General features: G+C 75.1%; 13 protein-coding genes. 8 read left to right on the plus strand and 5 right to left on the minus strand.

What is annotated here, in order from left to right:
• The first annotated feature begins 75 nt into the window (after positions 1–75).
• Positions 76–1,014, plus strand: a complete 939-nt coding sequence (locus tag BDZ31_RS01190) for a sensor histidine kinase (protein WP_183338188.1) — start codon at positions 76–78, stop codon at positions 1,012–1,014.
• A gap of 116 nt (positions 1,015–1,130) precedes the next feature.
• Positions 1,131–1,544 (plus strand): response regulator transcription factor, encoded by a 414-nt coding sequence (locus BDZ31_RS01195; RefSeq protein ID WP_183338190.1) that lies wholly within the window; start codon positions 1,131–1,133, stop codon positions 1,542–1,544.
• On the opposite strand, the gene BDZ31_RS01200 is transcribed toward BDZ31_RS01195, so the two are convergent.
• Positions 1,507–2,214, minus strand: coding sequence for a response regulator transcription factor (locus BDZ31_RS01200; protein WP_183338192.1), 708 nt, complete (start codon positions 2,212–2,214; stop codon positions 1,507–1,509). The genes BDZ31_RS01195 and BDZ31_RS01200 overlap by 38 nt on opposite strands.
• 238 nt (positions 2,215–2,452) lie before the next feature.
• Here BDZ31_RS01200 and BDZ31_RS01205 point away from each other — a divergent pair, with 238 nt between their 5' ends.
• From BDZ31_RS01205 to BDZ31_RS01220, 4 genes are read left to right on the plus strand one after another with little or no spacing between them, the layout of a single operon-like run.
• On the plus strand, positions 2,453–2,857 hold the full coding sequence (locus BDZ31_RS01205; protein ID WP_183338194.1) for an SHOCT domain-containing protein: 405 nt from the start codon (positions 2,453–2,455) through the stop codon (positions 2,855–2,857).
• A gap of 18 nt (positions 2,858–2,875) precedes the next feature.
• Complete coding sequence (locus BDZ31_RS01210) at positions 2,876–4,291, plus strand: MFS transporter (RefSeq protein WP_183338196.1); 1,416 nt, start codon at positions 2,876–2,878, stop codon at positions 4,289–4,291.
• The gene (locus BDZ31_RS01215) at positions 4,288–5,637 is read left to right on the plus strand and encodes a diacylglycerol kinase family protein (RefSeq protein WP_183338198.1); all 1,350 of its coding nucleotides are present in this window, start codon (positions 4,288–4,290) and stop codon (positions 5,635–5,637) included. Before BDZ31_RS01210 ends, BDZ31_RS01215 begins: the two co-directional genes overlap by 4 nt.
• Complete coding sequence (locus BDZ31_RS01220) at positions 5,613–5,831, plus strand: amphi-Trp domain-containing protein (RefSeq protein WP_183338200.1); 219 nt, start codon at positions 5,613–5,615, stop codon at positions 5,829–5,831. Before BDZ31_RS01215 ends, BDZ31_RS01220 begins: the two co-directional genes overlap by 25 nt.
• Before the next feature lie 44 nt (positions 5,832–5,875).
• Here the strand turns inward: BDZ31_RS01220 and BDZ31_RS01225 are convergent, their stop codons facing one another.
• Complete coding sequence (locus BDZ31_RS01225; RefSeq protein ID WP_183338202.1) at positions 5,876–7,747, minus strand: amidohydrolase family protein; 1,872 nt, start codon at positions 7,745–7,747, stop codon at positions 5,876–5,878.
• 59 nt (positions 7,748–7,806) lie between these two features.
• On the opposite strand from BDZ31_RS01225, the gene BDZ31_RS25735 reads away from it, so the two are divergent.
• A complete protein-coding gene (locus BDZ31_RS25735) occupies positions 7,807–8,817 on the plus strand; it encodes a LuxR C-terminal-related transcriptional regulator (protein WP_221242775.1) in 1,011 nt (336 codons plus the stop codon).
• Between the two features lie 110 nt (positions 8,818–8,927).
• Here BDZ31_RS25735 and BDZ31_RS01235 read toward each other — a convergent pair whose 3' ends face one another.
• On the minus strand, positions 8,928–9,377 hold the full coding sequence (locus BDZ31_RS01235; RefSeq protein ID WP_221242776.1) for a GNAT family N-acetyltransferase: 450 nt from the start codon (positions 9,375–9,377) through the stop codon (positions 8,928–8,930).
• Between the two features lie 117 nt (positions 9,378–9,494).
• Between BDZ31_RS01235 and BDZ31_RS01240 the strand changes: the two genes are divergently transcribed.
• Entirely contained in the window at positions 9,495–10,634 is a 1,140-nt protein-coding gene (locus BDZ31_RS01240; RefSeq protein WP_183338206.1) for a non-homologous end-joining DNA ligase LigD, read from the plus strand.
• Positions 10,635–10,700: 66 nt separating this feature from the next.
• Here the strand turns inward: BDZ31_RS01240 and BDZ31_RS25740 are convergent, their stop codons facing one another.
• Together BDZ31_RS25740 and BDZ31_RS01250 are read right to left on the minus strand one after the other, a co-directional pair.
• Positions 10,701–12,242, minus strand: a complete 1,542-nt coding sequence (locus tag BDZ31_RS25740; protein WP_183338208.1) for a DUF11 domain-containing protein — start codon at positions 12,240–12,242, stop codon at positions 10,701–10,703.
• Positions 12,243–12,373: 131 nt separating this feature from the next.
• Entirely contained in the window at positions 12,374–14,722 is a 2,349-nt protein-coding gene (locus tag BDZ31_RS01250; RefSeq protein WP_183338209.1) for a helix-turn-helix domain-containing protein, read from the minus strand.
• Between the last annotated feature and the right edge of the window lie 17 nt (positions 14,723–14,739).

Here is a 14,739-nt window from a genome sequence, read left to right on the forward strand (position 1 = left end):
CACTTTGCCGACGCACGCCGCGCGCGTGGTGCAATGGTTCGCTCGGAAGACGTCCGCAGCGGAGGCCAGCCGCAGATGGCGAGCAGCGTCCCGGAGGTGCGCAGGCTGCCGGCGCAGCGCGAGTTGCGCGTCGCGTCGTGGCTGCGCGCGGCCGGCGCGGCGGCGCTCGCCGCAGCGGTCGCCGCGGCGGCCTTCCTCGCGGTCGACGGCGTCAGGCGCGAGCCGGCGGTCGCGGCCCTCGCCGCGGTCCTCGTCGCCGCGCTCCTGCTGCTGCTCGCGCAGCGCAGCGCCGGCCGCGCGCTCGCGTCGGAGAACCGGCGGCTGACCGCCGCGGCGGCGACGGCGACGCGGGAGCTGCGCGCGTCGCGGGCGCGGATCGCGGCGAGCGCCGAGCGGGAGCGCCGCCGGATCGAGCGCGACCTCCACGACGGCGCCCAGCAGCGGCTCGTCGCGCTGCGGATCGAGCTGGAGCTGGCGGAGGAGCTGATCGGCCGCGACCCGTCGCTCGCGGCCGAGCGGCTGCGCGAGCTGGAGCGCGAGGTCGACGAGGCGCTCGAGGAGCTGCGCGCGCTCGCGCACGGCGTCTACCCGCCGCTGCTCGCCGACCGCGGCCTCGTCGAGGCGCTGCGCGCGAGCGCCGCGCATGCCGCGCTCCCCGTCGAGCTCGACGCGACCGGCGTCGGCCGCTACTCGCCGGAGATCGAGAGCGCGGTCTACTTCTGCGCGCTGGAGGCGCTCCAGAACGCCTGCAAGCACGCGGCCGGCGCCGACCGGGTCGCGATCGCGCTCGACGGTCGCAGCGGTTGGGAGCTGCGCGCCTCCGTGACCGACGACGGCGCCCGCCTGCCAGCCGGCCGGCTGGCGCCCGGCGCAGGCATCACGAACATGCACGACCGGCTCGCGGCGGTCGGCGGCCGGCTCGAGATCGGCCCGGCGCCCGGCCGCGGCTGCGCCGTCCGCATCCGCGTCCCCGTCCCGCTGCCGGTCCGCCGGCCTCCCGGCCGGCCGCGGTGAGGCGCGCATCACCCCCGCGCTCGTGCGCGGACGGCCGGCTTGGCAGGGTCGTGCCCTTGCCGCGCGGCGCGTGGCGCGACACCGTGCGATCGACCGCCACGACGAGGAGCCAGCGCATGAGCGGCACGGTCACCGTGCTCGCCGTCGACGACCAGGAGGTCTTCCGCCGCACCGCGCGCCGGCTGCTCGCCGCGGCGCCCGGCTTCGAGCAGGTCGGGGAGGCGGCGTCGGGGCCGGAGGCGCTGCGGCTGGCGGCCGAGCTGAGACCGGACCTCGTGCTGCTCGACGTCCGCATGCCCGGGATGGACGGGATCGAGACCGCACGACGGCTGGCGCGCTCGGGCGTCGGCGCGACCGTCGTGCTGATCTCGCTCGGCGAGCTGCCCGACCCGGTCTCGCTGCGGTCGGTCGGCGCCGCCGGCTGCCTGCGCAAGCAGGACCTCTCGGTCCGCGCCCTCGACCGGGCCTGGGCGGCCGCGACCGGCGGCGCCGCTACCGACGCTCCGAGAGGTAGATCAGCGCCGCCTTGACGCGGCGGCTGACGTCGGGCGCCTGCGCGAGGCCGAGCTTCAGGAAGATCGCGTTGATGTGCTTCTCGACGGCGCGCTTGGTCAGCACCAGCTCGTCGGCGATCGCCTGGTTGCTGCGCCCGCGCGCGACGTGGGAGAGGATCTCGACCTCGCGCGGCGTCAGCTCCGCCAGCGGCGAGCGCTCGATCCGCCGCCGCTCGGCGATCAGCCCGTCGACGACGCGCGCGTCGACGACCGAGCCGCCGCGCGCGACCGTCTCGATCGCGGCGGCCAGCTGACCGCCGCTCTGGACGCGCTCCTTCAGCAGGTAGGCGCGGCCGTCGGAGCCCTCCTCCAGCAGCGCGATCCCGTAGCGCGGATCGGCGAACTGGCTCAGCACGACGACGCCGACGCCGGGGTGGCTGCGGCGCAGCGCCGCGGCGACCTGCAGGCCCTCGTCGCTCTGCGACGGCGGCATGCGGATGTCGGTGACGACGACGTCGGGACGCGCCTCCTCGACGGCGCGCAGCAGGCCGTCGCGGTCGCCGCAGGCCGCGACGACCTCGATCCCGCCGCTGCGCTCCAGCACGTGCGCCAGCGCCTCGCGGACGAGGAAGCTGTCGTCTGCGATCGCCACGCGGATCGCGCTCGCGTGCGCCGTCCCGCCGTCAGCTCGCGCAACGGCCTCCATCTCGCCCACTATCCGGTCCGCAGGCGGTGCCGGTCAACCCCGCGGCGCCTCCCGCGCGGCGACCTGGCGCCCGCGCGTCCGCCGTCCGCCTTCCGCGGGGCGGATGCGCGCACGAGGGCGGGGCGGGTGCCGGCCGGCTTGCCGCCCGCGCGGCGGCGCGCGAGCATCGGCGCACGACGAGGCCCGTCCCGGCGAGCGGCTGCCGCCCGCCGGGCACGGCTGGACAGGAGCAAGCGAGATGCTGACGTTCGCGGCCGACTACCCGTTCCTCGACGTCCTCTGGACGATGATCATCTTCTTCGCCTGGGTCGTCTGGATCTGGATGATGGTCGTCATCCTCAGCGACCTCTTCCGACGCCGCGACATCGGCGGTTGGACGAAGGCGGCGTGGTGCGTCTTCATGATCGTGCTGCCGTTCCTCGGCGTGCTCGTCTACCTGATCGCCCAGCACGACGGCATGGCGCGGCGCAGCAGCGAGCAGGCCGAGGCGATCCAGCGCCAGTTCGACGACCACGTGCGCGCCGTCGCCGGCGGCGACGGCGCCGTCGCGGAGATCGAGCGCGCCGAGGGCCTGCTCGCGAGAGGGACGATCACGCGAGCCGAGTTCGACGCGCTCAAGGCGAGAGCGCTCGCCGCCCACTGATCGGGCGGCGGCCGGCCGATGAGCGGCAGCCCCGTCTCCAGCGGCCCGGGGCTGTCGGCGCGCCGGCTGCTCGTCCCGCTCGCGCTGGCGCAGTTCATCTGCAGCTTCGCCGGCTCGAACATGAACGTGATGATCAACGACATCAGCACCGACCTGGACACGACCGTCCAGGGGGTGCAGACGGCGATCACGCTGTTCCTGCTCGTGATGGCGGTGCTGATGATCCCCGGCGGCAAGCTGACCGACCGCTGGGGCCGCAAGCGCTGCTTCGTCGCCGGGCTCGCGCTCTACGGCGTCGGCGCGCTGATCAGCGCCGCCTCGCCCGACCTCGCCGTGCTGATCGTCGGCAACTCGCTGCTGGAGGGCGTCGGCACCGCGCTGCTGATCCCGCCGGTCTACATCCTCGCGACGCTCGCCTTCACCGAGAAGGCGTCGCGAGCGCGCGCCTTCGGGCTGATCAGCGGCGCCGGCGGCGTCGGCGCGGCGGCCGGGCCGCTGATCGGCGGCCTGATCGCGACCGCGATCAGCTGGCGGGCGGCCTTCGTCTTCCAGGCGCTCGTCGTCGCGGCGATCGTCGTGCTCGCCCGCCGCGTCGAGGACCCGCTGCCGGCCGACCCGACCCGCCGGTTCGACCTGGTCGGCGCGGTGCTGTCGGCGGCCGGCATGCTGCTGCTCGTGCTGGGGATCCTGCAGGCCGGCACGAACGGCCTCCTGGTCGCGATCCTCGTCGCCCTCGGCGCGATCTTCCTGCTGCTGTTCTTCCGGCACGTCCGCGCCGACGAGCAGGCCGGCAGGGAGCCGCTGCTGTCGCTCTCGCTCTTCCGCGATCGGACCGCCAACCTGGGGCTCGTCACGCAGAACGTCCAGTGGCTGCTGCTGCTGGGGATCAGCTTCGTCGTCGCGGTCTTCCTCCAGACCGTGCGCGGCCTCAACCCGATCGAGACCGGCGCCGTCTTCACCGCCGCGACCGTCGGCGTCCTCGTCTCCTCGGTCGCCGCCGGGCGGCTCGTGCAGCGCTACCCGCAGCGCACGCTCGTCCGCGTCGGCTTCGTCACGACGGTCGCCGGCATCGCGCTGCTGCTCGCGCTCGTCGGCCTCTCCGACCGGTCGGTCATGCTCGTGCCCGGGCTGCTCGTCGCCGGCCTTGGGCTCGGCGTCATGCTGACGCCGTCGGTGAACATCGTGCAGTCGGCCTTCCCGGAGCGCCAGCAGGGCGAGATCTCCGGCCTGTCGCGCAGCATCTCCAACCTCGGCTCCTCGCTCGGCACCGCGATCGCGGGCACGATCCTCGTCTCCGACCTCGCCTCCGGCAACCGCACCTACGTCGTGGCGATGATCGTGCTCGCCGGCTTCGCGCTCGTCGGCCTCGCCGCCGCGACCCGCCTCCCGCCCGACGAGCCCGCCGGGCAGGCCGCTCCGGAGACCGCGCGGTGACGGCCCGTCGCCTCGCCGCGCTCGCGGCGCTCGCGCTCGGCGCCGGCGGGCTCGCGCTCGCGCTGGTCGTCGCCGTCGGCGCCTTCCCGCGCGGACCCGTCGCGCTCGCCTGCCTCGCGCTCGCCGCGACCGCCGCCTGGTACGGCCTGCTGCGCACCGGCGCCGTGCGCGCCGGCGGCCTCGCGCTCGGCCTGCTCGGCGTCGGCGCGGCGGTCGCGCTGATGGCGCGCGACCGGCTCGTGGAGGAGGCGGTCGCGGTCGCGGCGCTCGCGGCCGCGCTCGCGCTGGCGCGGCGGAGCTTCGCGGGACGGGCGCGGCTCCCGCCGCGGGCGGCGCCGCGCCGGCCGGTGCTGTTCTTCAACCCCAAGTCGGGCGGCGGCAAGGCGGCGCGCTTCGCGCTCGCCGACGAGGCCCGCGCGCGCTCGATCGAGCCGATCGAGCTGCATCCGGGCGACGACCTCGAGCGGCTCGTGCGCGACGCGGTCGCCGCCGGCGCCGACGCGCTCGCGATGGCCGGCGGCGACGGCTCGCAGGCGATCGTCGCGGCGGTCGCCGCCGAACACGACCTGCCGTACGCCTGCGTCCCGGCCGGCACCCGCAACCACTTCGCGCTCGACCTCGGCGTCGACCGCGACGACGTCGTCGGCGCCCTCGACGCCTTCGTCGACGGCGGCGAGCGGCGCGTCGACCTGGCGGAGGTCAACGGCCGCGTCTTCGTCAACAACGTCTCGCTCGGCCTCTACGCCGAGGCGGTCCAGCGCGGCGGATACCGCGACGCGAAGCTGCGCACGCTGCTCGACACGATCCCGGCGACGATCGGCCCCGACGGCGCCGGCCTCGACCTGCGCTGGCGCGGACCCGGCGGCACGGAGCATCGCGCCGGCGCCGCGATCCTCGTCTCCAACAACCGCTACCGGCTCGGCCGCGCGATCGGCTCCGGCACCCGCCCGCGGATCGACGACGGGCTGCTCGGCGTCACCGTCGTCGGCCGCTCGATCGGCCGCGGCGGCGAGGGTCGGCTGCCGCAGCGGCCGTGGCGCGAGTGGTCTGCGCCGGCCTTCGACGTCGACGCCGACCACGTCATCCCCGCCGGCATCGACGGCGAGGCGGCGCGGCTGCACCCGCCGCTGCGCTTCCGCATCCGCGCGGGCGTCCTGCGCGTGCGCGTCTCCCGCCGCCACCCGGGCGCCTCGCCGTCGGCGGCGATGCCGGAGGGGCTGCGGGAGGGGGCTCGCGCGCTGGCGCGGATCGCGGCCGGCCGCGATGATCGACACGGCGGCGACGCCTCCCCCGACCAACCCCCACCGACGAAGGAGCGACGATGGAGATCCTCGAAGTCGAAGTGAAGGAGCGGCTGAGACGCGAGGCGGTCGCCGAGCGGCTGCGCGACCTCGCCGACATGCTCGCCCGCCACAACGAGCTCGAGTTCGAGCGCGGCGGCATGCGCTTCAAGGTCAAGGTCCCCGACGAGGTCGAGCTGAAGGTCGAGCTCGAGGTCGAGAGCGACGAGCGCGAGCTGGAGATAGAGCTGAAGTGGTGAGGTGAGGCGGCCGGCCGCGCACGCCCGGCCGGCCGCCTCGCGCCTCACACGTTCCCGGCGAGGATCTCTCTCGTCAGCGTGCAGCAGCAGCCGCCGGCCTCCAGGCAGGCGCGGCCGTGGGCGGCCGAGCCGGCGGTGCGGGCGAGGCCGGCCTGCGCGGCGGCGGCGCGGCGGCTGCCGCGCCGCTCGTGGACGACCTCGCCGGCGACGATCGTCGTCGTCACGTCGAGGTCGGTCGCCTTCGCGGCGCCCGACTTCAGCAGGTCGCCGTCGAGCACGATCACGTCGGCGGCGCGGCCGGGCTGGAGCGTCCCCTTCCACGTCTCGGCGCGGTCCTGCCACGCCGGCGTGCTCGTGCAGGTGCGGATCGCCTCGCGCAGGGTGATCCGCTCGGCGGTGCCGGCGACGCCGCCGAACTGGCCGCGGCGCAGGACCGCGCTCGCGACGCCCTGGCGCCAGTCGGGCGGGGTGACCGGCGCGTCGGAGGCGGTGGAGACGCACACGCCGGCGTCGAGCGCCGAGCGGTACGGCCACTGCCAGTCGGTCCGCTCCGGGCCGATCACGCCGTCGAGCGTGCGCCCGAGCAGGTACTTGATCGAGGCGTTCATGTTCGCGCCGATGCCGTGCTTGGCCATCGTCCGCAGCGTCGCTCTCGGCGTCAGGTCGGCGTGGATGACGTAGTGGCGCGGGTCGCGCCGGCGGTGGGCGCGCATCGCCCGCACGTACGCCCGCACGACCGCCTCGATCGCGGCGTCGCCGGTCGCGTGCGTGCCGATCTGCATCCCGGAGCGGTGGGCGAGGCGGATGATCGACTCCAGCGTCGCGAGCTGCTCGGCCGGCGTCGCGCCGGCGACCGTCAGCGACCCGTTGCGGCCGTCGAGGTAGGGCTGCTTCAGCCACGCCGTCTGCGCCGCGGTCGGGATCCCGTCGGCGAAGACCTTCATGCCGGCGACCCGCAGCCTTCTCGCGTCGACGCCGCGCAGCGGTCTGTAGGCGGCGAGCGCCGCCCGCGCCGAGTCGAGCGAGGCGCCGGCGCTGAGCAGCACGTTGAGCCGCACCGGCAGTCTGCCCTCGCGCACCAGCCGCCGCATCAGCGCCAGCGTCCCGACGTCGATGCCGGGATCGGTCAGGCTCGTGATGCCGATCGAGTGCAGGTAGCCGAGCCCGCTCACGAGGCTGTCGGAGACCTCCTTCGGCGTGAACGCCGGCACGATCCGCCGCACGAGCCCGGCGGCGCCCTCGCGCAGCACCCCGGTCGGCTCGCCGTCGGCGTCCTTCTCGATCACGCCGCCGGGCGGCGGGACGGTGTCGCGCGTCACGCCTGCGAGCCGCAGCGCCTTCGAGTTGACCGCGACCGCGTGGTAGTCGAACGAGGTCAGGATCACCGGGTGCTCGCCCGAGACCGCGTCGAGGTCGTGGCGGGTCGGCGCGCGGCCGATGCGGTTCTCGTTCCAGCCGCCGCCGCGGATCCACGACTCGCCCGGCCCGGCCGCGGAGGCGGCGTCGCGCACGGCGGCGGCGAGCTCGTCGATCGTCGCCGTGTCGACCGGCAGGTTGGCCGGCGGCAGCGACAGGCCGAAGCCGCTGAAGTGCAGGTGGGAGTCGTTGATCCCGGGCATCACCGTGCCGCCGCGGGCGTCGATCACCTGCGTCCTGCGCGTCGCCAGCCGCCGCAGGTCGCGCGTGCGGCCGGTCGCCAGCACGCTCCCGCCGCGCAGCGCGACCGCCTCGGTCACGGTGAAGCGGCGGTCGAGGCAGAGCACGCTGCCGTTGACGATCAGCAGGTCGGCGGTGCGGGCCGGTCTGCGCCGGCGCGCTCTTCTCGCCGCGAGCGCCTCGTCGGCTCCCAGCAGGCCGGCCGCCCCGAAGGCGGCGGCGCCCTTGATGAACTGACGTCGGTCGAACGCTGAATTCACTCCCGCTCCTTGCGGCCGGCTGGATAATGCTCACGGGACCCTGGCGGAGGAGCTGTGCGGTGGCAATCACTCAGATGAGCGATCTCGATCTCGTGCCGGCGGCGCGGCTGCGCGCGCTGGCGCACATCGCGCAGCAGGCGGCACGGCGCGACGCGCCGGCGCGCCGGGCGGCGCGCGCGCTCGACGCCGTCGCGGAGCTGACCGCCTGCGACGCCCTCTCGCTCTACGCCTGGGACCCGGTCGCCCGCGACCACGCGCTCGTGCGCGGCTGGGGCTACGCGCCGGCCGACTTCCCCGAGCGCGGCGGCGGCGACCTGCTCGCCGACGACGGCTACCAGCTCGCGCGCCGCAACCGCTGGCCGCTGCGGCTCACCGACGTGCGGCGCCGGCGGCCGCCGCTGCACCGCGTGCTGGAGCTGGCCCGCTTCGGCGAGGGGATGACCGCCTGCCTCTTCACCGCCGACGGCCGCTACACCGGCGTCGTCAACCTCAACGTCGAGCGCGACGAGCCGTTCGACGACGGCCTGCTCGCCGTCGTCGCGCTGGCCGTCCCCGCGCTCGCGGAGATCACCGACGCGACCGGCTCGCTGCAGGAGGCGGCGGGGCTGCTGCCGGCCGGGATGCCGGCCGTCGTGCTGCGGCCCGACGGGACGGCCGTCGCGCTTCCGCACCGCGCCAGCTCGCCGCTGCTCGCGCCCGGCGGCGCGGCGCTCGCGGCCGCGCTGCGCCGCGCGCCGGCTGGGCCCGGCACCGCCGCCTTCCTCGTCGCCGAGCCCGACGGGGCACTGACGCGCGTGCTGGTCGTCCGCCCGGCCGACCCGAGCGCCGGCCGCGCGCTGCTGGTCGGCGCCGAGCCGGCTTCGGTGCCGCTCAGCCGGCGCGAGCTGGAGGTCGTCACGCTGCTGGTCGACGGCGCGACCAACCCGGAGATCGCCGAGCGCCTCGTCGTCAGCCGCCACACCGTCGCGACCCACCTCGCCCACATCCTCGACAGACTCGGCGTCGCGACGCGCGGGGCGGCCGCCGCGCGGGCGGTGCGCGACGGGCTCACGCTCGTCGAGGCCGCCTGAGCGCGGGCGGGCCGGCGCTGGCGGGCGGGAGCGCCGGCGGGCGGGCGCTGGGGCGGGCGGGAGCGCGGGCGCGCGACGAGGCGGCGCCGGCGCGCGCGCCGGCCGGCTGCCTACAGGTCGCGCTCGTAGACGAACATCACCGGACCGTCGGGGCCGTCCTCGCGGTTGGTGAAGCCGAAGCGCTCGTAGAGGCGGCGCGCGGCGACGTCGTCCTCGGAGGTGCCGAGGTCGATCGTGTCGGCGCCCTCCGCCCGCGCCAGCTCGAGCGTCGCCGTCATCAGCGCCCGCCCGAGCCCCTCGCCGCGCCGCTCGGGCACCACGTACAGCTCGGCGAGGTAGCACTCGCGCGCGGTCGACCAGATCGACGGGCGGAAGCGCAGGACCGCCAGCCCGACCGCCGGCTCGCCGACCAGCAGCACGGCGAAGTCCGGGCCGGCGAGCAGCTCGCCGATCCGCGCGGCGAGCGCGTCGGGCGCCGGCGTCGGCCAGTCGTACTCGCGGTTGAAGTCGTGCAGCAGCCGCCCGATCGTCGCCGCGTCGGCGTCCCGAGCCCGGCGCACGGCGGGCACCTTGGCGGCTGCCTCCGACCGCTGCTCGCCTGTTCCCCGCTCGGACACCGGCCCAGCGTAACGCGGTCGCGCGAGTGCCACCGGGCCGGTCGCTAGCATGCGGCTGGCGTGGCCAAGAGCGAGTACACGATGCTCGAGGTGGCGGGGCGCGAGGTGCGCCTCTCCAACCCGGCGAAGGTCTACTTCCCGAAGCCCGGGTGGACGAAGCTCGACCTGGCCCAGTACTACGTCGAGGTCGCCGACGCCGCGCTGATCCACCTGCGCGAGCGCCCGACCGTGATGAAGCGGTTCGTGAACGGGATCATGGAGGACCCGATCTGGCAGAAGCGGGTCCCGGCGAGAGTGCCCGACTGGCTGGAGACCGCGACCGTCGCCTTCCCCTCCGGCCGCACCGCCGAGGAGCTGGTCGCCGCCGACGCCGCCCATCTCGCGTGGGCGGTCAACCTCGGCGTGATCGACTTCAACCCGTGGCCGGCGCGCCGCGACGACCTCGACCACCCCGACGAGCTGCGCGTCGACCTCGACCCGACTCCCGGGGTCGGCTGGGATGAGGTGCGACGGACGGCGCTGGTCGTGCGCGACGTGCTCGCCGACCACGGGCTGCGCGGCTACCCGAAGACCTCCGGCTCGAAGGGGATCCACGTCAACGTCCGGATCGAGCCGCGCTGGGACTTCCTCGAGGTGCGGCGCGCCGCGCTGGCGCTGGCGCGCGAGGTCGAGCGGCGGGCGCCCGAGCTGGCGACGAGCAAGTGGTGGAAGGAAGAGCGCCACGGCGTCTTCGTCGACTACAACCAGAACGCCCGCGACCGCACCGTCGCCTCCTGCTACTCGGTCCGCCCGACCGTCGACGCGCGCGTCTCGTGCGCGCTCGATTGGGACGAGGTGCCCGACGTCGAGGCCGGCGACCTGCGGCTCGATACCGTCCCCGAGCGGCTGCGCACCGTCGGCGACCCCTCGGCGACGATCGACGACGAGCCCGGCTCGCTCGACAGCCTCCACGAGCTCGCCCGCCGCGACGAGGAGGAGGGGCTCGGCGACGCGCCGTGGCCGCCCCATTTCCCGAAGCAGAGAAACGAGCCCAAGCGCGTCCAGCCGAGTCGCGACAGGGACCGCCCGACGCAGCGGGGCCGCATCGGCGACCCGCAGCCGGGCGGCCCGCCGCCGGGCGTCAGAGGCGGCCTCCAGCAGGGCTTCGGCGCCAAGCCGCGCAGCGGCCAGGGCCACGAGCACGAGTTCGACGAGCGCTGACGGCTCCGGCGGGGCGCTGGAGCCGTGTCGCAGACCGGACCTGGCCGCGGCCCCGCGGAACCGTGCTCAGCCGGTGACGCCGCCGGCTCTCACGTCGCCGCTGCTGCGGATGACGCGGTCGGCGTGCCGGGCGGTCGCCGGACGGGTGTCCGGGCTCGTCGCCCGCGCCCGGTTGACGATCCGACTCGGCGCGCCGGCCAGCACTCTCACGACGATCCGCAGCTGCCGGCGCTCGCCGGCGCGCAGCGAGCGGAAGGTCCAGCAGTGCCGGCCATCGACCATCCGCGCCCGCCGCGTGGCCGAGACGACCGCGACGCCGTCGGGCAGCGCGTCGCAGACGCGGACGTCACGAACGGCGCGTCTCGAGCGGTTCACGACCCGCAGCATGTACGCGATCCGATCACCGGCACGGAAGCGGCTGCCTCTGCTCGCCTTCGTCAGCGCGAGCCGCCCCTTCGCGGCCCTGGCGGGCCCTCTCGGCTGCTCGGGCGCTCTCGGCTGCTCGGGCATTCTCGGCGTCTCGGGCGTCGTCGGCGTCTCAGGCGTCGTCGGCCTCTCGGGCGTCGTCGGCACGGTCGCGGCCTCGACGCCCACCTGACCGGCGGCGAGCACCCCCGGTTGGTCCTTCCCCTGCTGGAGCGTCACGAAGACCTGGCAATTCGTGTCGCCGTTCCAGAGCCAGACGAGGTCGTCGCGCGAATCCGGGAACACCACCGCCTTGATCGAGACGGCGCCTTCCGCGACGGTCGTCGCGCAGAGGTCGACCGTCGCCGTCTGCCCCCAGATGCCGGTGCCCGCCACGGTCAACGCGTCGCCCGCAAGCGTGGCGTCGCCGGCGCAGACCTGCCAGTCGTCGCCGCCCGTGAGCGTCAGCGCGACCGGCTTGCCGGTCACGTTGGTCTCGATGGTGAACCGCGCAACGTCACCGATCGTGAGCGGGCCGGTCGGCGCCGTGACCTGCAACATCGGGGAGCTGGTCGCAAGCTCGAGGACCGTGTCGAAGTCCGCGGCGGTGAAGTTCGCGCTACAGCCAGCCCACGTCTGGACCTTGTTCCCGGGACCGGAGTCGCTGACGCACCAGATGATCTCCTGGAGAGCAGTGCGCTGGTCGGTGCTGTCGTTGTTCGCCGCTGTGACGCCGGGAAACCCAAGGGGGTACGTGCCGTTCGCAAACGCGACCCCATCGCGAACCGGGTACCCATGCTGCGCCAGGTACCCGATCACGGTCTCCTTGTCCGGACCCAGGGGGTCGTTGCTCGGGTCGAACTTCGGGTTGCCGGTCACCGTCGTCGGCGGGTCCAGGTAGGTGGCCATGCACGAGGACACGTCGTGGTCGGTGCAGTAGGCCCACTGCGACGTGACCTGGCTGCCGTCCTTTCGGGCGACGCACCCCGGCACGCGGGTGCTGTGGGCCGCGTCGATCGTCCCGTCGGCGAGGTACAGCGGAACCGACGCGCCGTCGTCGAGCGCGGTCTCGCGGACGCCGGTGAGGACCAGCATGCTCGGCGAGACCACCGAGTCGGTCGTGCCCTCACAGGCGGGGACCGTCGTGGCCGCGCTCGCTGATCCGGTGGCGGCGCCGAGGCCGATCAGCGCGGTGGCTGTCACCGCGGCAGCCCGGCCGAGCCAACGGCGGGATCGCCTAGCCGGGCGGCTGGTTGCGTTGTGCTTCACCTGATGTCCTTCTTCTTCGTTCTGGGGGACGTGGACCTTCGCCGCTTGGGAACCGGCGCGCCCGATCAAGGCGGACGTCCCGGGCGGGATGAGGATGCGTTCAGACGCTCGGCGGCGACCCCGAGCAGGACGGCGAGGACATCGTCGATCGTGGTGAACGTCCGCCCGATCTCGTGCTTGACGACGCTCAGCCGATGGTCCAGCGAGTTCGGGTGCAGATGCAGGGCCGCTGCGCTGGGGCCGCGCTGGAGGCCGTGGGCGACGTACTGGCGCAGCGTGGCGACGAGTGCGCCGTCGCGCCGCTCGAGCGGCGCGACGATCGCCTCGCGAAGCGCGTGGGCGATGTCGGGGCGGCCGATCAGCAGCGATTCGAGCGTCAGGCTCATGATGTCGACGGGACCGGTACGTCCGTCGGCGCTCGCCACGTCGACCAGCCGCTCGAGGTGGCGCAGCTCGCGGCCGACCTCGCGCAGCGGCGTCGCGTCGCCGAGCACGGCGACGGCGCGCTCCGGGAGGCGTTCGTCGAGTCGTGGCTCGGCGACCTCGAGCGGCGCGATGCCGTATATGCGCTCGCCGCGGACGTTCGTGATCCACCCGGCGCGGCGGAGGTCCATCGCGATTCGCCCGGCCGGGACGACATCCGTCGAGTCGAGGAGGATCACGAGACAGCGGCAACGCGTCGCGATCGGGATGCCGGCTGCCGTGGAGGCCGCGATCACCGCCTGATCGGAGCCCGCAGGATCGAGGAGCACGTTCAGCAACGCCGCCTCGGCATTCGAGCGGTCCGGCTGCATCGCGTCGGTGAGGGCCGCCTGCGTCGCTTCGATGTAGGCGATCAGCCGGGGGATCGCGGCCGGAAGATGGCGGAGCTCTTCGTCGATCGCGGCGTCGAGGATCGCGCCCCACACGATCTGCGGCGTCGTGCGCCCGACCGCGGCGACGTCGTCGGGCGTCATGCCCAGTCGGAGGTACTCCAGCGTGCGTCGAGTCGGGCCGACGAGGGTCCGGTCGCGAGCCGGCTCGCTGCCGCAGAGCAGCGAGACGACCGCTTCGGCGTCCGCTTCAGCGCTGGAGATCTCGGCGTCGGCGTCCGCGAGGATCATCGCGAGCTCCGGATGCGCCGCGCGACGGTGCTCGACGAGTCGGCGCGTGAGCCAGACCCGGTCGACGCGGTCGAGGATCGCGCGAAGCACCGACGTGACCTCGGTCGCCGACGGCATCCCGCCCCCCGTCGCGGCGCTCGATGCGGGGCGGTTCGGGTCGTCGTGGTCCGACGCGGCCCGCAACGCCAGGGCCAGCACGCACCGTCCGTGCCAGCTTCCCAGGTCGAGACCGGTCAGCCGCTGGATGCGGCCGATGCGGTGGCGGACCGACTCGCGATGGAGGGAGAGCGCTCGGGCCGTCGCGCCCACGGCTCCGTCGGCGGCGACGAAGGTCGTGGCGGTTGCGAGCAGCTGCGCGCCGAAGGGCGCGGAGGCGATCGCCGCGGCCGTGGCGCGGAGGCGGAACGCGACCGCGGGGGCGGAGGCGAGGAGCCGTTCGGGCACCAGGTCGAGGTCGGTGAGCGGTCCACGGCGGCCGTGTCGGGCCGCGATGACCACGATCTCGCGGAGCCGGCGTGTGCGGTCGTTCGACGATCCCGGACGGGGCAGCGCTTCGGCGACGATGGCCGCGCCATCGACCCGGGGCGCGGCTGCCCCCGCGGGAAGAGACCCGACGACATGGTCGCTGCCCGTCATCGCGGCGAATCCCATCTCGCGGAGCTCCCTCGCGAGGGCGGCGTGCCCCCGCAGGTCGGCTCCGGGGCGGACCGCGACGAAGATCCGTGCGTCCGTCGGGCCGGGGGCGCGCGGCGCGGCATCGATCGCCTCCGCGATGGCGGCCCTGGCCGTACGCTCAGCCGTGATCCGGGTGTCGTCCGCGTGGGGCGCGGCTCGGCGCGCGATCCGCTCGACCAGCGCGGCGGAGTCGAGCGCGCGACCGCCGCTGCGCAAGAGCGCGCGGAGCTGACACGGGGCGGCGTGGCGGGCGATGGCGCACCAGAGAACCGTGGCGGCCTGGGCGAAGGTCGTGATGATGTCGTCGATCGTCAGACCCCACACCACCATCACCTCGGCGAAGCGGTTGGCGATCTCCCGCAGCTCCTCCTCGCTGTGAGCCCGGTTCTCCAGGAAGGCGAGCAGCACGTGCTCGGAGGCGCGACCGAGCGCGTCGGCGAACGGTCCCTGCAAGACGTCCTCGGGCAGGGCAGCGACGGCCGGTACCGCTCGCGCGGCTCGATCGACCTGTGCGGCGGCGAGCGACGGCAGATCGATCCGGGTCAACGTGGCGACGACGTCAGCCGCGAGCGCGACCGGGCGGTCGACGGTCGGCAGGGACTCGATCTCGCCGCCGGGGGAAGTCGCGTTGGTCATCGGACAGCGCTTCCGCG

This window comes from Conexibacter arvalis (assembly GCF_014199525.1).
Taxonomy (GTDB): Bacteria; Actinomycetota; Thermoleophilia; order Solirubrobacterales; family Solirubrobacteraceae; genus Conexibacter; species Conexibacter arvalis.

Coding starts and splice junctions, on each gene's coding strand:
- BDZ31_RS01250 (WP_183338209.1), bottom strand. CDS start 14,722: ATGACCAACGCGACTTCCCCCGGCGGCGAGATCGAGTCCCTGCCGACC.
- BDZ31_RS01200 (WP_183338192.1), bottom strand. CDS start 2,214: ATGGAGGCCGTTGCGCGAGCTGACGGCGGGACGGCGCACGCGAGCGCG.
- BDZ31_RS01195 (WP_183338190.1), top strand. CDS start 1,131: ATGAGCGGCACGGTCACCGTGCTCGCCGTCGACGACCAGGAGGTCTTC.
- BDZ31_RS01190 (WP_183338188.1), top strand. CDS start 76: ATGGCGAGCAGCGTCCCGGAGGTGCGCAGGCTGCCGGCGCAGCGCGAG.
- BDZ31_RS01205 (WP_183338194.1), top strand. CDS start 2,453: ATGCTGACGTTCGCGGCCGACTACCCGTTCCTCGACGTCCTCTGGACG.
- BDZ31_RS01210 (WP_183338196.1), top strand. CDS start 2,876: ATGAGCGGCAGCCCCGTCTCCAGCGGCCCGGGGCTGTCGGCGCGCCGG.
- BDZ31_RS01220 (WP_183338200.1), top strand. CDS start 5,613: ATGGAGATCCTCGAAGTCGAAGTGAAGGAGCGGCTGAGACGCGAGGCG.